This window comes from Streptococcus sp. HMSC071H03 (assembly GCF_001813035.1).
GTDB classification, from domain to species: domain Bacteria; phylum Bacillota; class Bacilli; order Lactobacillales; family Streptococcaceae; genus Streptococcus; species Streptococcus anginosus.
Window position 1 is genome coordinate 106,707 of the sequence record NZ_KV811155.1, and the last position, 24,978, is coordinate 131,684.

At 38.9% G+C, this 24,978-nt stretch carries 18 protein-coding genes and 2 pseudogenes; 18 read left to right on the forward strand and 2 right to left on the reverse strand.

All coding sequences use genetic code 11. The features are described from left to right. From HMPREF2887_RS03400 to HMPREF2887_RS03440, 9 genes and pseudogenes are all read left to right on the forward strand, one after another. The coding region (locus tag HMPREF2887_RS03400) for a CTP synthase (RefSeq protein WP_261673815.1) at positions 1–1,293 on the forward strand (1,293 nt) is incomplete at its 5' end. Positions 1,294–1,526: 233 nt separating this feature from the next. Beyond that, positions 1,527–2,210, forward strand: coding sequence for a B3/B4 domain-containing protein (locus HMPREF2887_RS03405; RefSeq protein WP_106079118.1), 684 nt, complete (start codon positions 1,527–1,529; stop codon positions 2,208–2,210). A 165-nt stretch (positions 2,211–2,375) separates the two neighbouring features. After that, positions 2,376–4,351: pseudogene (locus tag HMPREF2887_RS03410) on the forward strand (peptide ABC transporter substrate-binding protein). A gap of 197 nt (positions 4,352–4,548) precedes the next feature. Further along, positions 4,549–6,528, forward strand: coding sequence for a peptide ABC transporter substrate-binding protein (locus tag HMPREF2887_RS03415; RefSeq protein WP_021002029.1), 1,980 nt, complete (start codon positions 4,549–4,551; stop codon positions 6,526–6,528). Between the two features lie 376 nt (positions 6,529–6,904). Next, entirely contained in the window at positions 6,905–8,401 is a 1,497-nt protein-coding gene (locus HMPREF2887_RS03420; protein ID WP_003026183.1) for an ABC transporter permease, read from the forward strand. Beyond that, positions 8,401–9,327: an oligopeptide ABC transporter permease OppC gene (oppC, locus tag HMPREF2887_RS03425; protein ID WP_003026180.1), complete on the forward strand. Its 927-nt coding sequence runs from the start codon at positions 8,401–8,403 to the stop codon at positions 9,325–9,327. Before HMPREF2887_RS03420 ends, oppC begins: the two co-directional genes overlap by 1 nt. Positions 9,328–9,335: 8 nt before the next feature. After that, positions 9,336–10,403, forward strand: coding sequence for an ABC transporter ATP-binding protein (locus HMPREF2887_RS03430; protein ID WP_021002028.1), 1,068 nt, complete (start codon positions 9,336–9,338; stop codon positions 10,401–10,403). Between the two features lie 10 nt (positions 10,404–10,413). Then, a complete protein-coding gene (locus tag HMPREF2887_RS03435) occupies positions 10,414–11,337 on the forward strand; it encodes an ATP-binding cassette domain-containing protein (RefSeq protein WP_003031730.1) in 924 nt (307 codons plus the stop codon). Between the two features lie 142 nt (positions 11,338–11,479). Continuing rightward, positions 11,480–12,304, forward strand: a complete 825-nt coding sequence (locus tag HMPREF2887_RS03440) for a Cof-type HAD-IIB family hydrolase (protein WP_021002027.1) — start codon at positions 11,480–11,482, stop codon at positions 12,302–12,304. A gap of 73 nt (positions 12,305–12,377) precedes the next feature. Here the strand turns inward: HMPREF2887_RS03440 and HMPREF2887_RS03445 are convergent, their stop codons facing one another. After that, the gene (locus HMPREF2887_RS03445; RefSeq protein WP_003026172.1) at positions 12,378–13,343 is read right to left on the reverse strand and encodes a LacI family DNA-binding transcriptional regulator; all 966 of its coding nucleotides are present in this window, start codon (positions 13,341–13,343) and stop codon (positions 12,378–12,380) included. Further along, on the reverse strand, positions 13,324–14,781 hold the full coding sequence (locus tag HMPREF2887_RS03450) for a sucrose-6-phosphate hydrolase (RefSeq protein ID WP_057489804.1): 1,458 nt from the start codon (positions 14,779–14,781) through the stop codon (positions 13,324–13,326). Before HMPREF2887_RS03450 ends, HMPREF2887_RS03445 begins: the two co-directional genes overlap by 20 nt. A gap of 190 nt (positions 14,782–14,971) precedes the next feature. Here HMPREF2887_RS03450 and HMPREF2887_RS03455 point away from each other — a divergent pair, with 190 nt between their 5' ends. The 9 genes and pseudogenes from HMPREF2887_RS03455 (at position 14,972) to manA (ending at position 24,856) form a co-directional block, all read left to right on the forward strand. Beyond that, positions 14,972–16,870 carry a sucrose-specific PTS transporter subunit IIBC gene (locus HMPREF2887_RS03455; protein ID WP_021002025.1) on the forward strand — a complete coding sequence of 633 codons (1,899 nt, stop codon included), beginning with the start codon at positions 14,972–14,974 and terminating at the stop codon, positions 16,868–16,870. Positions 16,871–17,149: 279 nt separating this feature from the next. Continuing rightward, a complete protein-coding gene (gene scrK, locus HMPREF2887_RS03460; protein ID WP_021002024.1) occupies positions 17,150–18,049 on the forward strand; it encodes a fructokinase ScrK in 900 nt (299 codons plus the stop codon). Between the two features lie 66 nt (positions 18,050–18,115). Further along, positions 18,116–18,526: a peptide deformylase gene (locus tag HMPREF2887_RS03465; RefSeq protein WP_021002023.1), complete on the forward strand. Its 411-nt coding sequence runs from the start codon at positions 18,116–18,118 to the stop codon at positions 18,524–18,526. A gap of 157 nt (positions 18,527–18,683) precedes the next feature. Further along, positions 18,684–19,142: a MarR family winged helix-turn-helix transcriptional regulator gene (locus HMPREF2887_RS03470; RefSeq protein ID WP_003031754.1), complete on the forward strand. Its 459-nt coding sequence runs from the start codon at positions 18,684–18,686 to the stop codon at positions 19,140–19,142. Continuing rightward, entirely contained in the window at positions 19,135–20,901 is a 1,767-nt protein-coding gene (locus HMPREF2887_RS03475) for an ABC transporter ATP-binding protein (protein WP_084740527.1), read from the forward strand. Before HMPREF2887_RS03470 ends, HMPREF2887_RS03475 begins: the two co-directional genes overlap by 8 nt. Then, positions 20,891–22,651, forward strand: coding sequence for an ABC transporter ATP-binding protein (locus tag HMPREF2887_RS03480; protein WP_084740531.1), 1,761 nt, complete (start codon positions 20,891–20,893; stop codon positions 22,649–22,651). The genes HMPREF2887_RS03475 and HMPREF2887_RS03480 overlap by 11 nt, the downstream gene beginning before the upstream one ends. 345 nt (positions 22,652–22,996) lie before the next feature. Next, positions 22,997–23,122 (forward strand): annotated as a pseudogene (locus HMPREF2887_RS03485) (PTS cellobiose transporter subunit IIC); the annotation flags it as partial. A 33-nt stretch (positions 23,123–23,155) separates the two neighbouring features. Beyond that, positions 23,156–23,881 (forward strand): GntR family transcriptional regulator, encoded by a 726-nt coding sequence (locus tag HMPREF2887_RS03490; RefSeq protein WP_084740534.1) that lies wholly within the window; start codon positions 23,156–23,158, stop codon positions 23,879–23,881. A gap of 30 nt (positions 23,882–23,911) precedes the next feature. Continuing rightward, positions 23,912–24,856: a mannose-6-phosphate isomerase, class I gene (gene manA / locus HMPREF2887_RS03495; protein WP_084740537.1), complete on the forward strand. Its 945-nt coding sequence runs from the start codon at positions 23,912–23,914 to the stop codon at positions 24,854–24,856. Positions 24,857–24,978: the final 122 nt, after the last annotated feature.

Sequence of the window (24,978 nt, forward strand, 5' to 3'; positions counted from 1 at the left end):
GAGTATCTTGGAGCAACTGTCCAGGTCATTCCACACATTACAGACGCTTTAAAAGAAAAGATTAAACGTGCTGCAACGACAACAGACTCTGATGTGATTATTACAGAAGTGGGAGGGACTGTTGGAGATATCGAAAGCTTGCCATTCTTAGAAGCGCTTCGTCAAATGAAGGCAGATGTCGGAGCAGACAATGTGATGTATATTCACACGACCTTGCTTCCTTATCTGAAAGCAGCTGGGGAAATGAAAACCAAACCAACTCAACACTCTGTAAAAGAATTGCGTGGTCTGGGTATTCAACCGAATATGCTGGTCATTCGCACTGAAAAGCCAGCAGGTCAAAATATTAAAAATAAATTAGCGCAATTTTGTGACGTGGCACCAGAAGCAGTGATTGAGTCGTTAGATGTGGAACATTTGTATCAAATTCCGCTGAATTTGCAAGCACAAAACATGGACCAAATCGTTTGTGATCACTTGAAGTTGGACGTGCCAGAAGCGGATATGACAGATTGGTCTGCTATGGTTGATAAAGTCATGAACTTGAAGAAACAAGTGAAAATTGCGCTTGTTGGGAAATATGTGGAGTTGCCAGATGCGTATATCTCTGTTGTAGAAGCTCTCAAGCACTCTGGTTATGCCAATGATGCAGAAATCAAGCTGAATTGGGTCAATGCGAATGATGTCACAACGGAAAATGTCGCCGAATTGTTGAAAGATGCAGACGGTATTATTGTGCCAGGTGGATTTGGTCATCGCGGAACCGAAGGAAAGATTGCGACCATTCAATATGCGCGTGAAAATGATGTGCCAATGCTTGGAATTTGCCTTGGTATGCAGTTGACTTGTGTTGAGTTTGCTCGCCATGTGTTAGGATTTGAAGATGCTAATTCTTCAGAATTAAATCCTGATACGAAACATCCTGTTATTGATTTGATGCGTGATCAGATTGATGTAGAAGACATGGGAGGAACGCTTCGCTTAGGACTGTATCCATCTAAGTTGAAACGTGGTTCCAAAGCCGCTGCAGCTTATGACAATCAAGAAGTTGTGCAGCGTCGTCACCGCCACCGTTATGAATTTAACAATGAATTCCGTCAACAATTTGAAAACGCAGGATTTGTCTTCTCAGGAGTTTCACCTGATAATCGTCTGGTAGAAATTGTAGAAATTCCAGAAAATAAATTCTTTGTGGCGTGTCAATACCACCCAGAATTATCCAGCCGCCCTAATCGTCCAGAAGGACTTTATACGGCTTTTGTCACAGCTGCGGTTGAAAATAGTGAAAAATAATAGAATGGGACAGGCTTCCATGATTGGTATCACAATCTGGAGCCTATTCCAGTCTTTTTAATATCTTTTATAAATAGAAAGTCTTATCAGTATAACAAATTGGTGCAAGATTTTAAATGAAATCTACAACTAGATTGTCATAAAGAGCAGTGGTTTAGCAATAAAATAAGACTTTTTGCAAAGGATTTAATAGTTAATCAATTCTCTAAATTATTATCCGGAGGTAGATCATGATGAAGTTTATACTTGATGAAAGTCTCGTAGCGCTTGGAATTAAAAATGTGGTAATTGGCATTGCCAAAAATGTAGATCCACATGCGCCTTTATCCGCTTCATTTTTGGAAAAGCAAAAAGAAATGGAAAAGTGGGCCTTGAAATGCAATGTGGATGAAGTGTCTGATGATGCAGTCATTCAAGGCTACAAAGATTTGTTGCAAAGTGTTGGACGTAGTGTCAAGAAGAATCCTCCTACCGTTTTGGCGCTTATTCGGAATATTCGACATCGTGGTTCTATTCCACATATTAACAGTATTATTGATATTTACAATGTCGAATCTTTGCATTCTTTACTAGCTATTGGTGGACATGATTTGGATAAAATAGAGGAGCAGATAGAGTTTACTGTTAGCCAAAATGAAGACGTTTTTCTGCCGATTTTATCTACGGAAAAACACGTTTCACAGACTGATTATGTTTATCGTGATCAAAAAGGAATTTTAGCATGGCTAGATGTTCGTGACGGAGAAAACTATAAATTTGATGACGAGACAAAAAATGCCATTTTTATCATTCAAGGGAATGCTCACACATCTGTTGAAATGCGTTTAGAAGCACTGAAGCGCATTGAGAACGATTTAGCAGAATGTATGCCGAATCTGGATTTTGAAACGTATGTCATTCACCCAGAGAGGAAATAACCTAAAAAGCAATGTATCCATCAATAGGATACGAGAAGTGAGTCCGTTGTTTGAAAGCATTTCGGCTCACAACAACGTTTTTTGTTGAAAGATTTGTTTGAAAATTCTTTACTTTTTGTTAAGTTATAGTATAATTAGAATATATCATACTTTTCGGAGGTAACTATGAAAAAAAGTAAAATCATCGCAGTTGCGGGGCTAGCTCTTTTAACGTCTGGTCTTTAGCTGCTTGCTCGGGTTCGAAATCGAACTCAGCTGAAACAAAATTTGGTTATGTGTATTCTAGTGATCCAGAAACTTTGGATTATGTAACATCAGGAAAAGCAACCACTAGCGATCTTGTGACAAATGGAGTTGACGGATTGTTAGAAAATGACAAATATGGAAATCTTGTACCATCAATGGCTAAGTCATGGACTGTATCAAAAGATGGTTTAACCTATACTTATAAACTTCGTAAGGGTGCCAAATGGTACACATCAGAAGGGGAAGAATACGCAGAAGTTAAAGCGCAAGACTTTGTAACTGGTTTGAAACATGCTGCCGATAAAAAATCTGAGGCGCTTTATTTGGTTCAAAACTCAATTAAAGGTTTAGATGCTTACGTGAATGGTCAAACAAAAGACTTTTCAACGGTAGGTGTGAAAGCAGTTGATGATTATACTGTTCAGTATACATTGAACAAGCCAGAACCATATTGGAATTCTAAGACAACCTCTGCCATTATGTGGCCAATCAATGCAGAATTTTTGAAATCTAAAGGAAATAAATTTGGCCAATCAACAGACCCTAACTCAATCCTTTATAATGGACCATTCTTGATGAAAGCTATCACAGCAAAATCTGCGGTAGAATATGTTAAAAACAAACATTATTGGGATAAAGATAAAGTAAAAGTTGATAGCATTAAACTTGCTTACTATGATGGTCAAGACCAGGACTCATTGGCTCGTAATTTCAAAGATGGGGCATACTCATACGCACGCCTCTTCCCAACAAGTTCAAACTTTGCAACTTTTGAAAAACAATTCAAGGACAATATCTATACAGCAGAAGCAGGCTCTGGAACGGCTGCTTTAGCCCTTAATATTGACCGTCAATCTTACAACCACACGGCTAAGAAAACAGATGAAGAAAAAAATTCAACGAAAAAGGCATTGTTGAACAAAGACTTCCGTCAAGCTTTGAACTTTGCACTTGACCGCGAATCTTATGCAGCACAAGTAAATGGTAAAGATGGTGCTGCCACAGCAATCCGTAATATGTTTGTACCATCTAATTTTGTTCAAGTTGGTGAAAAATCATTTAGTGATGTTGTAGAAGAAAAATTAGCAAGCTATGGCGATGACTGGAAGGGTGTCAAACTAGCTGATTCACAAAACGGCTTGTACAATCCAACAAAAGCAAAAGAAAAATTTGCAAAAGCAAAAGCAGCTTTGCAAGCTCAAGGTGTACAGTTCCCAATCCACTTAGATGTTCCTACTGTAGAAACTTCTAAGAGCTACGTTGCTCGGATGCAGTCTTTAAAACAATCTGTTGAAAAAGTACTTGGTAAAGAAAATGTTGTCATGGACTTGAACATGATGTCAGAAGATGACTTTAACAACGTCACTTACTATGCTCCAAATGCAGCTGGAGAAGACTGGGATATCTCAGGCGCTGTTGGTTGGAATCCCGACTATCAAGATCCATCTACTTATCTTGACATTTTGAAATCAACAGCTTCTGATAATACGAAGACATGGTTTGGATTTGACTCTGGTAGTGAAAATGCTGGTGCTAAAGCAGTCGGCTTGGACGAATATAATAAATTAGTCGATGAAGCAGGTGCAGAAACAACAGACATTGCAAAACGTTATGAAAAATATGCAGCAGCACAAGCTTGGTTAACAGACAGTTCACTTGTCTTACCAACAATGGCTTCAACAGGTGCCGGAACTTTTGTGTCACGCATTCAACCGTTCTCAGGTGCATTTGCGCAAACAGGTAGTAAAGGTAGCTCAACCTACTTCAAATACATTAAAGTCGGTAACGATACTGTCACTAAGAAAGACTATGAAGCAGCTAAGAAGAAATGGCAAAAAGAAAAAGCCGAGTCTAATAAAAAAGCTCAAGATGAATTAGCTGATCATGTAAAATAATACATTTATAAAAGCAGGTAAAACTCACTTAAAAGTGGGTTTCATCTGCTTTTTTCTATCTATAAAATTGTAAGATTAATATAATCCCTTTGATACTAGGTCTAAAAAAATATGTCATAAAATTTAGAAAATTCTATTTACTTTTTATATTTTGTTTGCTAGAATGTATAAAAATAATGATTTTGGGAGGAATATTCATGAAGAAAAGTAAAATCATTACCCTTGCAGCGCTAGCCTTGCTTGCAACAGGAGCTCTAGCAGCTTGTTCTAGCTCTAAAACAAGCTCGGGGAACAAAACATTCTCATATATTTATGAGCAAGATCCAGATAACCTGAACTATTTGACAACTGGGAAAGCAGCTACTGCAAATCTTACCAGTAATGTCATTGACGGACTCTTGGAAAATGACCGTTACGGAAATCTAGTTCCTTCTGTAGCGAAGGATTGGACAGTCTCCAAGGATGGCTTGACTTATACTTATACACTTCGTAAGGGTGCCAAATGGTACACATCAGAGGGCGAAGAGTATGCAGAAGTTAAGGCACAAGACTTTGTGACAGGCTTAAAATATGCTGCGGATAATAAATCTGATGCTATTTACTTGGTGCAAGATTCTGTTAAAGGCTTGGATGCTTACATGAAGGGTGAAAATAAAGATTTCTCTTCTGTCGGTATCAAAGCAGTTGATGATTACACGGTTCAATACACGCTTAATCGACCAGAAAGCTTTTGGAATTCTAAAACAACAATGGGCGTTCTAGCACCAGTTAATGCAGAATTTTTGAAATCAAAAGGCAATAAATTTGCACAAGCAACAGACCCATCTAGTCTTCTTTATAATGGTCCATACTTGCTGAAATCTATCACAGCGAAATCGTCTGTTGAATTTGCTAAAAATCCAAACTACTGGGATAAGAAGAATGTGCACATTGACAACATCAAGTTGTCCTACTATGATGGTCAAGACCAAGACAAACTTGCTAAAGGATTTAGTGATGGCTCATTTACCAATGCTAAAGTATTTCCAACTAGCCCAAGTTATGCTTCTGTCAGCAAGAAATACAAAAACAACATCGTTTATACTCCACAAGATGCAACGACTTACTTAGTAGCTACAAATATTGATCGTCAATCTTACAATCACACTTCAAAGACAACAGATGCTCAAAAAACTTCTACTAAGAAAGCTTTGCTAAACAAGGATTTCCGTCAAGCGATTACCTTTGCATTTGACCGCACTGCTTATGCATCACAGGTGAATGGTAAAGACGGTGCGACGAAGATACTCCGTAATCTTTTTGTACCGCCAACGTTTGTTCAAACAGATGACAAAAGCTTTGGAGAATTAGTCAAAGAAAAATTAGTTGGTTATAATGAAAGTTGGAAAGATGTCAACTTAAATGATGCGCAAGATGGTCTTTACAATCCAACTAAAGCTAAAGAAAAATTAGCGAAAGCGAAAGCAGCGCTTCAAGCAGACGGCGTTCAATTCCCAATCCACATTGATATGCCAGTTGACCAAACAGCGACTAATAAAGTTCAACGTGTGCAATCATTGAAACAATCTATTGAAAAAAATCTTGGTAAAGAAAATGTTGTGATTGATATTCAACAAATGTCTAAAGACGACGTGAATAATATCACTTACTTTGCTGAATCTGCAGCAGCAGAAGATTGGGACCTTTCTGATAATGTTGGTTGGAGTCCAGACTTCCAAGACCCATCTACTTATCTTGATGTCATCAAACCTTCAAGTGGTGAAAACACTAAGACTTATCTAGGATTTGATGCAGGTACGAATAACGCTGCAGCAGCACAAGTTGGTATGAACGAATATGAAAAGTTGTTGAATGAAGCTGAAAAAGAAACCACTAATACGAATGCACGCTATGAAAAATATGCTGCAGCCCAAGCTTGGTTGACTGATAATGCTTTGGTTATTCCGACAACAACCTTGACTGGTCGTCCAATTCTTTCTCGTACAGTGCCATTTACTAATCCATTTGCTTGGTCAGGAAACAAAGGGAATAGTGAAATCATTCTATATAAATATCTTGAACTCCAAGATGAGCCTGTGACTCAAAATCAATACAAGAAAGCAATGGAAAAATGGAATAAAAAGCGCACAGAATCTAATAAAAAGGCTCAAGAAGAACTTGCAGATCATGTTAAATAATTGAAAAAAATTAGATAAAATTTAACAGAAAAACAAAAAAAGTTCAATTATGATAAAAATATTCTGACAATTGATTTTACAATTAACCAGAATTGTGATATAATTTTAAACAATCAGTTTAAAAATTGAAGGTATTCTAAAATTGAAAATAGGTATTTGTCGTGACGCGTGGCATTTCTCTATCAGTTCCTTCGGTCTTGGCTGACAGGTTATGTTTAATAACTTAACCATAGTTATTAAAGTGGAATATCTGATGTGACTCATGCTGAATCATTAAAATACAAAAAGAATTAGCAGATCATGTAAAATAAACTTCTCATCAGAACTTTCTCTAACAGGAGGGAAAGTTCTTTTGGGATTTTAAAGGAAACGGTAAATGAAGAAATATATTTTTATGCGTATCTTACGCTCTTTAGTATCTATTTTCATGGTAACAACGCTGACTTACACCATTATCTATACCATGGTGCCTAGGAAGTTGATTTTCAAACAGGACCCAAACTATAACAAAATAGCGACAACTCCTGATAAAAAAGCCAATTACGAAAATACGATTTTTGAGCGTATGGGTTACATTGACTACTATGATACGAAGGAATTACAAGAAAAAGCTAGTAAAGAGAATTCCTCTGTAACAGTAGAACCTACTAATGCAAATAAAAAAATCTATGAAGCTTACATCAAAAAGCTGGGACGCGGTTGGAAATTGCAGCAATTTAAAGAAAGCAAGCAATTTTATGCAACTCGTGAAGTTCCAGTCTATGAACGCGTTCTTGGTTTCTATGGTAATTTGATTCAAATTGACCATACAGGTGCTGTGAAAGATGCTTCTAATCCGAATTTGAAGCGTTATATTCGCATTGAAAATGATCCTGCTATTGGTTGGTCTGTTGTTGGTTCTGGAACAAGACATAAATATTTATTATATTTCAATAGTCAGTTTCCATTTATTCACCAAAATTTTGTAAGATTAAATCTAGGAACTTCTTATCCGACCTATGCTAATCTTCCTGTTTTACAGGTTATTTCACAAGGGCAAGGTCAAACGAAGACATCAGAAGTTCAATTTCCAACAGGAAAGAAAACATCATCTGTTAATATTTATACGCGTACATATAAGTCTCCAAAACAAGCCGATGCACGCGATGTTGCTAATTACGGAAAAGATGATCCTTATACGGCGACAGAGAGCAATTATCAATATCCATCTATGATTGTGAGTTCTTCTATTGTTGGGTTGATTGGTTTGGCCTTGTCATACTTAATCGCCGTTCCACTTGGATCTTATATGGCTCGCTTTAAGAATACATTGTTTGATAGTATTTCAACCGGTGCTTTGACTTTCTTAATGTCACTGCCAACTATTGCCTTGGTTTATATCATTCGCTTGATTGGTTCAGCGATTGGCTTGCCTGATTCATTCCCTATTTTGGGAGCAGGTGATTGGCGCTCTTATGTGTTGCCGGCAGTCATTCTTGGACTCTTGAGTGCGCCTTGGACAGCCGTTTGGATTCGCCGTTATATGATTGACTTGCAATCACAAGATTTTGTTCGTTTTGCACGTGCAAAAGGTCTTTCTGAAAAAGAAATTTCTAATAAACATATTTTCAAAAATGCCATGGTGCCACTTGTATCCAGCATTCCAAACTCAGTTATTGGGGTTATTACAGGTGCAACTTTGACTGAAACAGTCTTCGCTTTCCCTGGTATGGGTAAGATGTTGATTGACTCTGTTAAAGCTTCAAACAATTCTATGGTCGTTGGTCTTGTCTTTATCTTTACTTGTCTTTCTATCTTCGCTCTTTTATTGGGTGATATTCTGATGACAGTGCTTGACCCACGTATTAAATTAACATCAAAAGGAGGTAAATAATGGCTACAATTGATAAGACTAAGTTCCAATTTGTTAAACGCGATGATTTTGCCTCTGAAACAATTGATGCTCCAGCCTATTCTTACTGGAAATCAGTTATGCGTCAGTTCCTAAAAAAGAAATCAACAGTTATCATGTTGGGAATTTTGGTCGCTATTATTTTGATGAGTTTCATTTATCCGATTTTCTCAGATTTTGACTTTAACGATGTCAGCAAGGTGAATGATTTCGGTGCGCGTTATATTAAACCAAACGGTCAATATTGGTTTGGTACAGATAGCAACGGGAAATCTCTTTTTGACGGAGTATGGTTTGGAGCTCGTAACTCCATCCTCATTTCTGTCATTGCAACCGTGATTAACTTAGTTATTGGTATTGTGATTGGTGGTATCTGGGGAATTTCAAAAACCGTTGACCGTATCATGATGGAAGTGTACAATATCATTTCTAACATCCCATCTCTCTTGATTGTCATTGTCTTGACTTATTCAATTGGTGCTGGTTTCTGGAACTTGATTTTTGCTATGACCATCACAGGTTGGGTTGGGATTGCTTATACGATTCGTATCCAAATCATGCGTTATCGCGACTTGGAATATAACCTTGCCAGCCGAACTTTGGGTACGCCAACACTGAAAATCATCGTGAAAAACATCATGCCACAATTGGTTTCTGTTATTGTGACCACGGCTTCGCAACTGCTTCCAAGTTTCATTTCTTATGAAGCGTTTCTATCGTTCTTTGGTTTAGGGCTTCCTGTCACAGTACCAAGTTTGGGACGGTTAATTTCAGATTATTCACAAAATGTGACAACAAATGCGTATCTTTTCTGGATTCCATTGACAACCTTGATTTTGGTTTCTCTTTCATTGTTCGTTGTCGGTCAAAACTTAGCGGACGCTAGTGATCCACGTACACATAGATAGGAGTAAATATGACACAAGAAAAAAATGTAATATTGACTGCTCGCGATATTGTCGTGGAATTTGACGTTCGTGATAAAGTCTTAACAGCCATTCGTGGTGTTTCGCTTGACCTTATTGAAGGTGAGGTTCTTGCACTTGTAGGAGAATCTGGTTCTGGTAAGTCTGTTTTGACAAAGACATTTACAGGAATGTTAGAGGAAAATGGTCGAGTTGCTCAAGGAACGATTGATTACCGTGGACAAGATTTGACAAAATTGAAGTCTAATAAAGATTGGGAACCTATACGCGGTGTTAAAATTGCAACAATCTTCCAAGATCCGATGACGAGTTTGGACCCTATTAACACAATTGGTAGCCAAATTACAGAAGTAATTATCAAGCACCAAAAGAAAACGCCAAAAGAAGCAAAAGAAATGGCTGTTGACTATATGAATAAGGTCGGCATTCCTGATGCTGAAAAGCGTTTTAATGAATACCCATTCCAATATTCAGGGGGAATGCGTCAACGGATTGTTATTGCCATTGCACTTGCTTGTCGTCCAGATATTCTAATCTGTGATGAGCCTACGACAGCGCTGGATGTTACCATTCAAGCGCAAATCATTGATTTGTTGAAATCATTGCAACAAGAGTATCAATTCACCACTATTTTTATCACCCACGATCTTGGAGTGGTAGCAAGTATTGCAGATAAGGTTGCGGTTATGTATGCTGGTGAAATCGTTGAATACGGAACAGTAGAAGAAGTCTTTTACGATCCACGTCATCCTTACACTTGGAGTTTGTTATCTAGTCTGCCTCAGTTGGCAGATGATAAGGGTGAGTTGTATTCAATTCCTGGAACGCCGCCATCTCTCTATTCACATTTACAAGGAGATGCATTTGCTCTCCGCTCAGACTATGCGATGGAAATTGATTTTGAGGAAAAACCGCCTCAAATCTATGTGTCAGATACGCATTGGGCAAAAACATGGTTGCTTCATGAAAATGCTCCAAAAGTGAATAAACCTGCTGTTATTGATGATTTGCACGAAAAAATTAGCTTAAAAATGGGCTTTGCCCATTTAGACGCCTAGGAGGAAGGAAATGCCTGAAAAATTAGTAGAAGTTAAAGATTTGGAAATTTCCTTCGGTGAGGGAAGCAAGAAATTTGTTGCTGTTAAAAATGCTAATTTCTTTATCAATAAAGGAGAAACGTTTTCACTTGTAGGAGAATCTGGTTCTGGTAAAACGACAATTGGTCGTGCGATTATTGGTTTAAATGATACGAGTCATGGAGAGATTTTCTTTGAAGGGAAAAAAATCAATGGCAAAAAATCAAAAGAAGAAGAGTCAGAAATCATTCGTAAAATTCAAATGATTTTCCAAGACCCTGCTGCTAGTTTGAATGAACGTGCGACAGTTGATTATATCATTTCGGAAGGCTTGTATAATTTCCATTTATTTAAAGATGAAGAAGAACGCAAGAAAAAAGTGAAAGATATTATTCATGAAGTTGGATTGTTATCAGAGCATTTAACACGTTACCCGCATGAATTTTCTGGTGGTCAACGTCAGCGGATTGGGATTGCCCGTGCGCTTGTTATGGAACCAGATTTTGTCATTGCAGATGAGCCGATTTCAGCGCTTGACGTCTCTGTGCGCGCGCAAGTTTTGAATCTTCTTAAGAAATTCCAAAAAGATCTAGGCTTGACTTATCTTTTCATTGCCCATGATTTATCAGTTGTACGTTTTATCTCAGACCGTATTGCTGTTATTTATAAGGGTGTGATTGTAGAAGTGGCTGAAACAGAAGAACTCTTCAATAATCCAATCCATCCTTATACGCAGTCATTGCTATCTGCTGTCCCAATTCCAGACCCAATATTGGAGCGGAAGAAAGTATTGAAGGTTTATGATGCTGCTCAACATGATTATTCAGTAGATAAGCCAGAAATGGTTGAAATTCGTCCTGGACACTTTGTGTGGGCTAATAAAGCAGAAGTTGAAAAATATAAAAAAGAATTATAACATCATTCTTTGACTTTGAGAGAATTTTAAAAATCACTTTAGAAGTTATCTAGAGTGATTTTTGAATTCATGTTATCTTTTTCTGGACGATTCCATTTTAAACTGTGCTATACTAGTTGTAATAGAAAAGAGGAGTAATGGGATGTATCAATTGATTGCGTTTGATATGGATGGAACACTTTTGACTAGTAAAAAAACAATTGCCAAAAGCAGCGTTGAAGCGATTGGGAGAGCTCAAGATGCTGGTAAACAAGTTGTACTTTCAACAGGACGCTCTTTGTCAGAACTGCTTCCTTATGGAGATGATTTGCGCGGGATTCGCTATGCTATTCTTGCAAGTGGTGCATTGATTTATGATTTGGAGGCTAAATGCGTTTTAGCTAAGCAAACCTTGCCTGCTATAGCAGTGGATAAGGTGAAGGCGATAGCAGAAGTTCAAGATTTGATGCTGGTTTGTATGATTGACGGACAAGGCTATCTTCAAAAATCACATTTTGAGAATATTGCTAACTATTATATGGAAATTTATACTGAACTTTATGATAAAACAGCTATCTTGGTGGATAATATTTACGATTTGTTAGCTAAGGAGAGAGAGCATTTTGACAAAATCAATATTTATCACTTTACGGCAAGGGATCGAGATCAATCGTATGAGGTGTTGTTATCTGAGGATATTGCCATGATAAAATCAGAAGTAAGTGGTCTTGAACTAACAGCGCAAGGAGTTGAAAAGGGGCAGGGTTTAGCTCACCTTGCTCAAAAATTAAATCTTCCTATGGAGCAAATCATTGTTGTTGGGGATGCTGACAATGATGAAAGCATGATTCGCGAAGCAGGTTTTGGTGTCGCTATGGGAAATGCCAATGAGAATATCAAAGGTTTGGCAGATATTATTGTGGCAGATAACGACCACGGTGGCTGTGCGCAGGCTATTGATGATGTGCTTCTGGCAGATAAAATATAAGAACAACGAATAAACACTAAACCCCACTTAAGATTTCTCAATACTTAAGTGGGGGTTTAACTATCTCACAGTATTAAATACTCTTTCCTGAAGAGAGGTGGACGGGAAGAAAGTAGCCGGTTGTCACAACTTCTTCACCAGCAATTTTTCGAAGCAACAAATCTACCAGTAAACAAGCTATATCTTTCAATGGTTGCTGTATAGTGGCTAGTTGGGGATAGTAGCTTTCTACAAAATAAGTTCCGTCGTAACCGATGACTTTTAGATCCTCTGGAATTTTGATTTCCAATTCTTGAGCGACTTTCATGATTAAAATGGCTGTCAGATCATCTGAAGCAAAAATGGCATCAGGTTTTCTATGTTTTAAAATATTTTTGATTTCCATTTCTTTGCGAATAGGAGAGAAGTCACTTGATACATTGATAATTGGTGCATCAGGTAGAATGGAAGCAAAACCTGCATGGCGGAGACCTGTCGGGGAGTTTGAATTATCATTTCCGGTAATCATAATGATATTTTGGGCACCGGATTTGACCAAGGTTTCTGCAGCCAAGACACCACCAGCATAGTTGTCCGAAGATACAACAGGAATGGAAGGGGATAAGTTGCGGTCAAAAGAGATAATGGGAGCTGTTACACGGTCATAATCAGAGATGCCTAAGTTGTGACTGCCTGAGATAATGCCATCCACTTGATTGGCTTCTAGCATCTCCAGATACTCTTTTTCCTTACTTGAATTGTGCTCGCTATTGCAGATGATTGTCTTGTAGCCTCTTTTGAATAACTCATGTTCTAATTTGTCAATGAGTTCGGCATAAAAGATGTGACTGATATTTGGGAAAATCAATCCAATCAGTTTAGCGGATTTTCCTTGTAAGCTACGAGCGAGATTATTGGGCTTGTATCCCAACTCGCGCATGGCCTCATTGACTTTTGTAATCGTTTTTTCTGAGAGGTAGCCTTTTTTGTTAATTACACGGGATACAGTGGTTGGGCTGACTCCAGCAATTTTTGCAACATCAGTTAACTTCGCGACCATAATCTAATTCATAGTAAGTTCCAGTTGGATTTCCCTCGCTGATAAAAATACCGTTTTGGTTTTCATGAGGGAAAACGCGACCTGAAAATACTTTTTCTCCTTTGTTAATAAAAATTTCAAAAACTGACTTATCAATGAAGATAGTAGCAGTTGTAGCTTGGTTTTCAATCGTACAACTACGAACAGTACCAAATTCAAGAGCGTATTGCTCACCGGCTTGACTACGGTCAACTGTTACTTGACCATTTTTGATGTCAAAGCAAATGCGTAACCCCTTATGCTCTTGATCTGCAAAGAGGACGATTTCAGCTTGTGAATCAGCTGTAAATTCTAGTTCTAATTCATAGCAGTTCGTTGTCTGCGCTTGATTAGCAAATGTTTGGCTATTATCTGTGCGCAAGGATGTGATAGCTGGGACAGGGTATTGATAGAGTTTACCGTCTTTTAGGGTTAATTCTTTGACCAAAGAGAATGTTCCTTGGTGGTCGAAACGGTCGGATGGATAGGCACTATCTGGTAATCCTAGCCAGCTGACAGCTAAGGCACGTCCGTCAGGAGCATTGAAAGCTTGAGTGGCGTAGCATTCAAATCCATAATCTAAATTTTGCAGAGGACTAGGTTCAACAATTGTTGCTTTCTTTGTGTCAAACGATTGACCTATTTTATACATATTTGGATAAATATTGTCATAAGGAGTGACTTCTTTTGATAAACCTTGAGGACAGTAGAGCAAAATTGGCTTATCATCAATAAAGACAAGATTTGGACATTCCATCATGTAGGCGGTGTTGTCATTTTCAAAGTCTAAATTACCGACTTCTACCCAGTTTGTATAATCGTGGTCAATCGCTTTATAAAACTTGATAAAGCCTTTTTTGTCCAGATTTTGTCCGCCGACAATGGCATAGCTCTGGCCTTTATAATTGAAAATCTGTGGATCGCGAAAGTGATCTGTAGTATCCTTAGGTTGTTCAATCAATACTTTGTTTAGTTTTTGAATATGTCCGTCTTTGTCCAGCAAAGCGCCGATTTGGTAAGGGTGACGAACCCAATTCTCATCACGGACATTTCCAGTATAGAATAGGAAAAGTTTGTCGTCAAACTGCATAGCAGAGCCAGAGTAAGCACCGTGACTGTCTAATGGGGTGTCTGGCAGAACACGAACACCGGTTTCTGTGAAGTGTACGAGGTCATCACTTTCCAGTTGTACCCAAGACTTGAGCCCATGAGTTGCACCAAATGGAAAATTTTGATAGAAGACAATCCATTTTCCGTCAAAATAGGAAAAACCATTTGGGTCATTCAGCAGTCCCGTATCAGGCTCTACGTGGTAGGTAGCACGCCAAGGTGATGTAGCGATTTTATTTTTTATCTGTTGGATTTCGTTTTCAGTCCATTGTTCATAGCGTTTGTAACGTTGTTCAGTAGTCCAAGCCAATCTTTTGTCCTCCGAGATAATTTTCTTACTTATATAGTAAACGTTTTCTCTTAAAAAATCAACTTTTTAATAGAAAAAATAAAATTTCTGCAAAACGCTTGACATATTTTGAAATCATGTTAAAATAATAGTCGTAGGAGCGATTAAATCGCTTTCATAAAAGCTAATTATTTTCAATAAGGAGATGCAAATGGAAAATAAGGACATTGCAAAAGCAGTCATTGAGGCCATTGGCGGACGTGACAATGTAAGTAGTGTTGCTCACTGTGCGACCCGTCTGCGTGTCATGGTCAAAGATGAAGCTAAGATTGATAAAGACAGAGTTGAGAATCTTGAAAAGGTTCAGGGAGCTTTCTTTAACTCAGGCCAATACCAAATTATCTTTGGTACTGGTACAGTGAATAAAATCTATGATGAAGTGGTAGCGCTTGGTTTGCCTACATCTTCAACTGGTGAGCAAAAAGCAGAAGCAGCTAAAAAGGGAAATTGGTTCCAACGTGCCGTTCGTACATTTGGTGACGTATTTGTGCCAATCCTGCCAGCAATCGTAGCAACAGGTCTCTTCATGGGGATTCGTGGTGCGATTAATAATGATACGATTCTTGGGTTATTTGGAACAACTTCAAAAGCCTTTGCTGCGTCAGACTTCTATACTTACACAGTTGTGTTGACAGATACAGCATTTGCCTTCTTCCCAGCTTTGATTTCTTGGTCAGCTTTCCGTGTATTCGGTGGGAATCCAGTGATCGGTATTGTACTTGGTTTGATGTTGGTAAATACCGCTCTTCCAAATGCTTGGGATGTAGCTTCTGGTGCTGCAAAGCCAATCATGTTCTTTGGTTTCATTCCAGTAGTTGGTTATCAAAACTCAGTATTGCCAGCCTTCTTCATTGGACTACTTGGTGCGAAACTTGAAAAATGGTTGCATAAGAAAATTCCAGATGTGCTTGATTTGCTTGTTGTGCCATTCTTGACCTTCCTTGTGATGTCAGTTCTTGGACTCTTTGTCATTGGTCCAATCTTCCACTCACTTGAAAATGTCATTCTTGCTGCGACAAAAGCTATTCTTGCCTTACCGTTTGGCTTAGCTGGTCTCATCCTTGGTGGTGTGCATCAGCTTATCGTGGTAACTGGTGTTCACCATATCTTCAACTTACTAGAAGCACAATTGATTGCAAATGAAGGAAAAGATGCCTTTAATGCGATCATCACAGCTGCTATGACTGCCCAAGCGGGTGCAACTCTTGCAGTTGGTGTAAAAACAAAATCTAAAAAACTAAAAGCTCTTGCATTCCCGGCTGCTCTCTCTGCAGGTCTTGGAATTACTGAACCAGCTATTTTCGGGGTGAACTTACGTTATGGTAAACCATTTGTACTTGGTCTTGTTGCCGGTGCTGCTGGTGGTTGGTTAGCTTCTATTCTTGGACTTGCTGGTACTGGATTTGGTATTACTATTATCCCAGGTACGCTTCTCTATCTGAATGGTCAAGTTCTTCAATATATCTTTATGGTACTTGTAACTACTGGTCTTGGATTTGGTTTGACTTACGCATTTGGTTACAAAGATGCTGAAGAAGAAGTGACTGAAGCAAAAGAAGTAGTAGAAGCTAATGAAGCAGCTGCGCCAGTCCTTTCTGATGAAACAATCGTTTCTCCAATCGTTGGTCAAATGTTTGACTTGAAAGATGTCAATGACCCAGTGTTCTCAAGTGGTGCTATGGGACAAGGAATCGCAGTGAAACCTAGTGAAGGTGTTGTGTATGCTCCTGCGGATGCAGAAGTGACAATCGCATTTGCAACTGGTCACGCTTACGGTTTGAAAACGGCAAAAGGTGCTGAAATCTTGATTCACGTAGGTATTGACACAGTTTCTATGAACGGTGACGGATTTGATCAAAAAGTTGCTCAAGGTGATAAGGTGAAAGCTGGCGATGTTCTTGGTACATTTGACGCTGCGAAAATTGCAGCCGCTGGTCTTGATGACACAACTATGGTGATTGTTACCAACACAGCTGATTATGCTTCTGTTACTCCTGTTGCAGAGGGTACAGTAGCGAAAGGCGATGCTGTGATTGAGCTAAAAGCCTAACCGTATAATGTGATAAGAGGCTGAGCAAAAGGGTTCAGCTTCTTCACTTTTGGTTAACAAAACACATTAACACAGCGGTTGATTGTTTTCTTTGCTCGCTTCACGTCTCAAAGTTGTCAATCAACTGTGCGGGGTGGGAAATGAACTCTTTCCAGTTCTTTCCCACTCCCTTTTCTTTGAAAAAGAGAAGAGAAAGTAAGATTTTTACTCAGAAGTCATACGAATATATGCTATAATGAATAAAGAAGAGAAGAAAACAAAATAAAAAGAGGTTTTGAAATGACAAAATTGTATGGAAGCCTAGAAGCTGGTGGTACAAAATTTGTGTGTGCAGTTGGGAATGAAAAATTTGAAGTGGTTGAGAAAACACAATTTCCAACGACCACACCGATTGAAACGTTGGATAAGACGATTGCATTTTTCTCTCGTTTTGAGAATTTAGCCGGCCTTGCAGTTGGTTCTTTTGGACCGATTGATATTGACCCTAATTCAAAAACGTATGGTTTTATCACGACGACACCAAAACCACACTGGGCAAATGTTGATATTGTAGGAGCTTTGCGGCGTGTTTTAAATGTGCCGATTTACTTTACGACAGATGTCAATAGCTCTGCTTATGGTGAAGTGGTGGCGCGAAATAATGCAGGCGGACGAATTGAAAATTTGGTCTATTATACTATTGGAACGGGAATTGGTGCTGGCGCCATTCAACGTGGTGAATTTGTTGGTGGAACGGGTCATCCAGAAATGGGGCATTACTACGTTGCAAAACACCCAATGGATGTAGAAAAAGAATTTAATGGGGTGTGTCCTTTCCATAATGGCTGTTTAGAAGGGCTGGCTGCTGGACCTAGTTTAGAGGCTCGGACAGGCATTCGAGGTGAAAATATTGAACTAAACAGTTCTGTTTGGGATATTCAAGCCTACTACATTGCGCAAGCAGCAATTCAAGCAACGGTGACATTCCGCCCTGATGTAATTGTCTTTGGTGGAGGTGTTATGGCGCAACAGCACATGTTGGATCGTGTTCGTGAAAAGTTCACAGTTTTGTTGAATGGTTATTTGCCTGTTCCAGATGTGCGTGATTACATTGTGACGCCAGCAGTTGCAGGAAATGGGTCAGCAACACTTGGAAACTTTGTCTTAGCTAAAAAAGTCAGCGAAAAAGCCAAAGGATAATTGAGTAATTGAGAGCAAGTGAGTGAATATTGAATAAGCTTGCTCTTTTTTGATATAAGGAAGAAAATGATTAAACCAATTGTAAAAGATATGTTATTTTTGCAACAGAAAGCACAACCAGCAAGTAAAGAGGATGTCGGAATTGGGCAGGATTTGTTTGATACCTTAAGAGCGAACCAAGATAAGTGTGTCGGAATGGCAGCCAATATGATTGGAGTGCAGAAGCAGCTCATTATTTTTATGTATGGTATGGTGCCTGTTATCATGTTCAATCCTATTTTGAAAGGGAAGTCATCTCCTTACCAAGCGGAAGAATCCTGTTTGTCACTTGTGGGGAGTCGCTTGACAACTCGTTATAAGGAAATTACAGTTGAATATTTGGATCAACATTGGCAAAAACAAACGCTGACTTTGAAAGATTTTCCTGCACAAATCTGCCAGCATGAATTGGATCATTTGGAGGGGATTTTGATTTAATGACCTGAAAACTCAGCTTTTATAGTGCTGGGTTTTTGATTGGTCAAGAAAATAGTTCTCATAGGAACTTTTTTCTTGACATTCGTTTGAATTATAGTAAAATAGTTCTCATGGAAACCAATTGGTTCTCTAGAGAACTATTTGAAAGGAAGTCAAAATGGAAAAACCATTATTGGAATTCAAGCGATTTGGGCGAAAAACGCATCTAATGATTCAAAAAATTGCCAAAGAGCGAGGAATTGAATTTATGGCGGGTCCGCAGGGGCAAGTATTGCATTTTGTGAATCACCGCGAAGACTGTGATAAGATGACCTTTATTAAAGATATTGAGCAGGAGTTGGGCATTACTAAGTCCGTTGCCAGTAATTTAATGAAGCGAATGGTGAAGAATGGCTTGATTTATCTGGAAGTAAGTGAGACCGATAAACGCGCTAAGATTATTCGTTTAACGCCGGAATCAAAGGAGCGCATGAATAAAATTCGTGATTTTTTTGATGAAATGGATCGTTGCCTATTGACAGATATTTCAGAAGAAGATTTGGTTACTTTTTTTCAAGTGATGGGAAAATTTTACCAGAATATTGAAAAATTAGAAAAAGGAGAAGCGAATGTTTAAATTGTTTAAACGTTTAACTGTCAAAGAAGTAGGGATGATTGTCATCAGCATCTTGTTTACTTGTTTAACAGTTTATTTAGAATTAGAGGTTCCAACTTATATTTCAAAAATTACGGAACTCCTCCAAACGAGGGGGACAGTAGTTTCTGATTTGTGGGATCCAGGTTTGAAAATGATTGGGCTGTCTTTTGCGAGCTTTCTTAGTGCTGTGACAGTTGGCTTTATTGCGGCTAGATTGGCGGCTAGCTTTACAACGAGTTTGCGGTCAGATATTTTCAATCGTGTGCTGGATTATTCAGACGCTGAGATTAAGCGATTCTCTATTCCGAGTCTTTTGACGCGGACAACCAACGATCTTACGCAAATTCAGCTCATGATTACCATGGGCTTGCAAGTTGTGACGCGTGGGCCAATCATGGCGATTTGGGCGATTACGAAAATCATTGGGAAATCAGAATACTGGCTCTGGGCGGTTATTGTGGCGGTTATTGTGAATATTATCATGACAACAGTTCTGATGACGTTGGCCTTTCCAAAGCAATCTGTTATTCAACGGTTGACTGATAAGTTAAATAGTATTACGCGTGAAAGTCTAACAGGGATTCGTGTTGTTCGGGCTTATAACGCTGAAGACTATCAAGATGACAAGTTTGCAGGAGCTAATGATGAAGTGACTCGTTTGAATCTCTTTGTCAGTCGTCTCATGGCGATTTTAAATCCAATTATGATGGGGATTTCGAGCGGCTTGACTTTGGCGATTTATTGGATTGGGGCTTACTTGATTCAAGACGCAGCCTTACCAGAACGTTTGCCAATTTTTAGTGATATGGTCGTCTTTATGTCTTATGCCATGCAAGTGGTGATAGGCTTCATGCTTATGGGGGCTCTTTTTATCATTCTACCTCGTACCTTGGTGTCTGCCGGACGGATCAATGAAGTGCTTGATTTATATTCAACGATTGAGTCTCCAACAGAGCCAAAAATAGCGAAAGATGTCAAAGGGGAAGTGGTATTTGACAATGTGTCTTTCCGCTATGCTAAAAATTCTGAGGCTGTTATCGAACATGTTAGCTTTACAGCTAAAGCAGGTGAAACCGTAGCTTTCATTGGATCAACCGGTTCTGGGAAATCCACTTTAATCAGCTTAATTCCTCGTTTCTATGATGTGACAGAAGGAAGAATTTTAGTGGATGGAGTAAACGTCAAAGATTATCAGCTGGAAGATTTGCATAATAAAGTTGGCTACATTCCACAAAAAGCTGTCCTCTTCTCTGGTGATATCAAGAGTAATTTAGACTTTGGGCAAAGCAATGAAAGCCCATTGGATGACGAAAAAATGTGGGCTGCACTTGATTTGGCACAGGCTAAATCATTTGTTGAAGAAAAAGAAGACGGTTTGCAATCTGAAGTTGCACAAAGCGGTACGAATTTCTCTGGTGGGCAAAAGCAACGTTTGGCGATTGCGCGTGCGCTTGCTCGCAAGCCTGAAATTTTGATTTTTGATGATTCGTTTTCAGCGCTGGACTATAAGACAGACCGCATTTTGCGGGAAGAATTAGCGAAAAAAGTGAAGGACACAACGAGATTGATTGTGGCGCAGCGGATTTCAACGATTATGGATGCCGATCAGATTTTGGTACTGGATAAAGGAAAAGTAGTCGGTCAGGGTACTCATAAAGAATTGCTGGCAACGAACGCAGTTTATCAAGAAATTGCTTACTCACAATTATCGAAGGAGGAATTGGAAAATGGAAAATAAAAAATCATCTTTATTTAGTCAAGTGAAACCCTATATCAAAGGATTCCAGTTTCCATTGCTCGTTGCATTTGTGGGAGCAATGCTATCTAGTGTTATCACGGTTTATGGTCCGGACAAATTAAAAGAAATTACCAATCTTATCACAGAAGGAATGAGAAGTCGAATTGATCTGAAGGCGATCTCTAATATTGCTCTTTTCTTAGCGATTTTGTACGCAGCAGGTGCTTTGTTAAATTATGTTCAATCTTTTATCATTTCATCTGTTATTCAGCATTTCTCCAAGCGCTTGCGGACTGCTATTGCTGAAAAAATCAATAAATTGCCTCTACGCTATTTTGACAGCCATTCCCAAGGGGACACTCTTTCACGGGTCACAAATGACGTGGATACTGTTGGGCAATCTTTGAACCAAAGTTTAGGAACGGTGATTTCATCAAGTTTACTGCTTATTGCGGTTCTCTTTATGATGTTTTACAATAATGTGGTCTTGTCCTTTGTGACGATTGGATCAGTCTTGATTGGCTTTGTCTTTGTTGCTTTGATTATGGGAAAATCTCAACGATTCTTCCGAGCACAACAAGAAAATCTTGCCAGCGTCAATGGCTATGTGGAAGAAATGTACTCTGGGCATAATGTCATTGTCAGCTACAATGCCACAGACGAATCCAAAGTAGCCTTTCAAACACTTAATACTAACCTTTACAACAGTATGTGGAAATCACAATTCATTTCAGGGATTATGATGCCGCTTATGATGTTTGTAGGGAACTTCGGTTACGTTATGGTTGTTTTGGTTGGGGCGAGCATGGCTTTGAATGGCGATGTCACTATGGGAACGATTGTTGCCTTTATGGTATATGTACGGATTTTCTCTCAACCGTTGTCACAAATTGCACAAGGGATTACTACTCTTCAACAAGCTAGCGCTGCTATGGGACGCGTATTTGAATTTTTAGCAGAGCCTGAAATGGAAAATGATGAGCATAAAGCGCAACAACTCACGACCCTAAAAGGAGATGTTACCTTTGATAAGGTATTCTTTAGTTATAATCCAGATCGAACGATTATTCATGATTTTTCTGCCAAGGCCAAAGCAGGGCAAAAGATCGCCATTGTCGGTCCGACCGGTGCTGGGAAGACGACCATTGTCAACTTGCTCATGAAATTTTATGAGATTGAGAAAGGGCGGATTACGATTGATGGCATTGATACCAAGCAAATGAAACGTTCTGAGGTACACGATGCCTTCTCCATGGTTCTCCAAGACACCTGGTTATTTGAGGGAACGATTAAGGAAAATTTGATTTACAATCAGAAAAATATTTCTGATGAAGCAGTTGTGGCAGCTGCCAAAGCTGTTGGGGTTCATCACTTCATCAAGACTTTGCCAAAAGGATATGATACGGTGCTGGACGATACTGTGAGTCTCTCTGTTGGGCAAAAGCAATTGCTGACCATTGCGCGTGCCCTTCTTAAAGATGCTCCATTACTTATCTTGGACGAAGCGACTTCATCTGTTGATACACGGACGGAAGAGCTGATTCAAAAAGCGATGGATAAACTAATGGAAGGACGGACTTCCTTTGTCATTGCTCACCGTTTGTCAACGATTCGTAATGCTGACTTAATTTTGGTTATGCGAGATGGCAATATCATTGAACAAGGCAATCATGAACAATTGATGGAACAAAACGGCTTCTATGCTGATCTTTACAATAGTCAATTCGATGAAGACGCAGAGTATGCGTAAGTTGAATTGAAGATAGTAAGTAAGACAGAAATTCTTCTTGGTCAAAATGATCTGAGAAGAGTTTCTGTTTTTTTGACTGTTGATTTACTTTTTTTGTTAGAAAAGAAATAGTTGAACTCAAACTCCCCAAGGTATCAGAATCCTTGGGGAGTTTTGCTAAATTCAATCTTCAAAACCATTTTTGTCAGACAGTTCTTTAAAGAAATGACCTGTATTTTCTCCTTTATAAAAAATTCTATATTATAATATTATAATTCTATATTTTTGGTAAAAAGCCAACCTTTTATTCGAAAAAGTATAGACATTTGTTTTAAAATATAGTATAGTTAGAGTATCAAGGAAAAAAGTGGTATGATGGCAATTAATTCCATTTTAGGTGGTGTCCTTCAGTTAGTGGATATGGTGATTGTTGGATTTATCTGGTATCCATTCCTTCGTATGCTGGACAAACAACCTGATTCTGTATTATAATGAGATGAATGACAGATTTGCAGGAGCTATCATATGCCTAAATACGAAGAAATAGCGAATATACTTCGAGATAGAATCGCAAATGGAGTCTACCCAGTAGACTCCATGTTACCTATTCAGTCTGAATTATCAAAAGAGTTCGGTGTTAGCCGAATGACTATAAAAAAAGCTGTTGAGATTCTAACCATTGAGGGATTGATTTTTTCCAAACAAGGAAATGGGACGAGAGTGTTAAATTCATCCTTTTGGGATAAAGAAGATTCAAAATTTCGCTTGAATAACTACAATGGCTTGAGTCAAGGTTTAAAAAATGATGAGCGAAAATTAACGAGCCAGATTATTCAATTTGCAGTTGAATTTCCAGAAGCTGAGATTGCAGAGCGCCTGCAAGTGGAAATGACAGTACCGGTTTATAAAATTATACGATTGCGTCTGCTTGATGACCAACCTTATGTGTTGGAGCACACGTATATGCCGTGTGACTTGGTGCCAGGGTTGGATGAGAGCATTTTGCTTCAGTCTATCTATGCTTATTTATGGGATGAATTAAACTTAAAATTTGCCGGAAGTTATCGCCATATCACAGCTGAAAAGCCAGATGAATATGACCAAAACTATTTGGCTTGCCAAGAGACAGATCCGATTTTGCAGGTGGAGCAAGTTGTTTATCTGGAAACTGGACGTCCGATTGAGTATTCGAAAAGCCGCAATCGCTTTGACACGAGAGGGTATTCTCTTTTAGATGTTAAAAATATTTAAGTCATTTGTGCAATATTAAAGGAGGAAATGATGTCAGAACCATTATTTTTACAATCTGTTATGCAGGAAAAAATCTGGGGCGGAACGAAGCTGCGAGATGAATTTGGCTATAAAATTCCCAGTGATAAAGTAGGCGAATACTGGGCGATTTCGGCTCACCCGCATGGCGTATCTACGATTAAAAACGGTCGCTTTGCTGGTATGGGATTGGATCAGCTCTATGCAGAACACCGAGAGTTATTTGGTAACAGCAGCGAGCCTGTTTTTCCGCTTTTAACCAAAATCTTGGATGCCAATGATTGGCTCAGTGTTCAGGTTCACCCAGATGATCATTATGCTATGGAGCACGAAGGGGAGTTGGGAAAAACAGAGTGCTGGTATGTGATTGCTGCAGATGAAGGAGCAGAAATCATCTACGGGCACAATGCCAAGTCACGAGAAGAGCTGCGTCAGCAGATTGAAAAGAAAGAATGGGATAAGCTGTTAACCAAAGTGCCAGTCAAGGCCGGAGATTTCTTCTATGTTCCAAGCGGTACTATGCACGCCATTGGATCAGGCATTCTGATTTTAGAGACACAACAGTCTAGCGATACTACCTATCGTGTCTATGACTTTGATCGAAAAGATGCTAAAGGCAATCTGCGCGAGTTGCATTTGGAAAAATCCATTGATGTGCTCAATATCGGTGCACCAGCTAATAGCCGTCCAGTTACGGTGAAAGCAGATGATTTGACATCAACGCTTTTAGTAGCTAGTGATTTCTTTGCTGTTTACAAATGGGAAGTATCAGGAAAAGTGGATATCGAGAAAACAGCTGCTTATTTGCTAGTAAGTGTGCTAGCAGGGCAAGGTGTGCTGACCGTAGATGGAGAAACGTATCCAATCGCAAAAGGAGACCATTTTATCCTACCAAGCGATGTGGAAGAGTGGACTTTCGAGGGGAAAAACCTTGAAATGATTGTTAGTCATCCGTAATAGCTTTTATAGAACATCAGAGGTTGAGGAAATTCCTTGACCTCTTTTATCATGAGGCGAAGCATTATGGCATAGTTCTCTACTGTTCTACAGATTTTTAAAGGTATCTATGAAACAATTCT

What these genes read in the sequence shown, in the direction of transcription:
- manA (WP_084740537.1), top strand. Translation starts at nt 23,912, where the DNA reads ATGTCAGAACCATTATTTTTACAATCTGTTATGCAGGAAAAAATCTGG.
- HMPREF2887_RS03470 (WP_003031754.1), top strand. Translation starts at nt 18,684, where the DNA reads ATGGAAAAACCATTATTGGAATTCAAGCGATTTGGGCGAAAAACGCAT.
- HMPREF2887_RS03490 (WP_084740534.1), top strand. Translation starts at nt 23,156, where the DNA reads ATGCCTAAATACGAAGAAATAGCGAATATACTTCGAGATAGAATCGCA.
- scrK (WP_021002024.1), top strand. Translation starts at nt 17,150, where the DNA reads ATGACAAAATTGTATGGAAGCCTAGAAGCTGGTGGTACAAAATTTGTG.
- HMPREF2887_RS03465 (WP_021002023.1), top strand. Translation starts at nt 18,116, where the DNA reads ATGATTAAACCAATTGTAAAAGATATGTTATTTTTGCAACAGAAAGCA.
- HMPREF2887_RS03480 (WP_084740531.1), top strand. Translation starts at nt 20,891, where the DNA reads ATGGAAAATAAAAAATCATCTTTATTTAGTCAAGTGAAACCCTATATC.
- HMPREF2887_RS03435 (WP_003031730.1), top strand. Translation starts at nt 10,414, where the DNA reads ATGCCTGAAAAATTAGTAGAAGTTAAAGATTTGGAAATTTCCTTCGGT.
- HMPREF2887_RS03440 (WP_021002027.1), top strand. Translation starts at nt 11,480, where the DNA reads ATGTATCAATTGATTGCGTTTGATATGGATGGAACACTTTTGACTAGT.
- oppC (WP_003026180.1), top strand. Translation starts at nt 8,401, where the DNA reads ATGGCTACAATTGATAAGACTAAGTTCCAATTTGTTAAACGCGATGAT.
- HMPREF2887_RS03455 (WP_021002025.1), top strand. Translation starts at nt 14,972, where the DNA reads ATGGAAAATAAGGACATTGCAAAAGCAGTCATTGAGGCCATTGGCGGA.
- HMPREF2887_RS03420 (WP_003026183.1), top strand. Translation starts at nt 6,905, where the DNA reads ATGAAGAAATATATTTTTATGCGTATCTTACGCTCTTTAGTATCTATT.
- HMPREF2887_RS03405 (WP_106079118.1), top strand. Translation starts at nt 1,527, where the DNA reads ATGAAGTTTATACTTGATGAAAGTCTCGTAGCGCTTGGAATTAAAAAT.
- HMPREF2887_RS03445 (WP_003026172.1), bottom strand. Translation starts at nt 13,343, where the DNA reads ATGGTCGCGAAGTTAACTGATGTTGCAAAAATTGCTGGAGTCAGCCCA.
- HMPREF2887_RS03415 (WP_021002029.1), top strand. Translation starts at nt 4,549, where the DNA reads ATGAAGAAAAGTAAAATCATTACCCTTGCAGCGCTAGCCTTGCTTGCA.
- HMPREF2887_RS03475 (WP_084740527.1), top strand. Translation starts at nt 19,135, where the DNA reads ATGTTTAAATTGTTTAAACGTTTAACTGTCAAAGAAGTAGGGATGATT.
- HMPREF2887_RS03430 (WP_021002028.1), top strand. Translation starts at nt 9,336, where the DNA reads ATGACACAAGAAAAAAATGTAATATTGACTGCTCGCGATATTGTCGTG.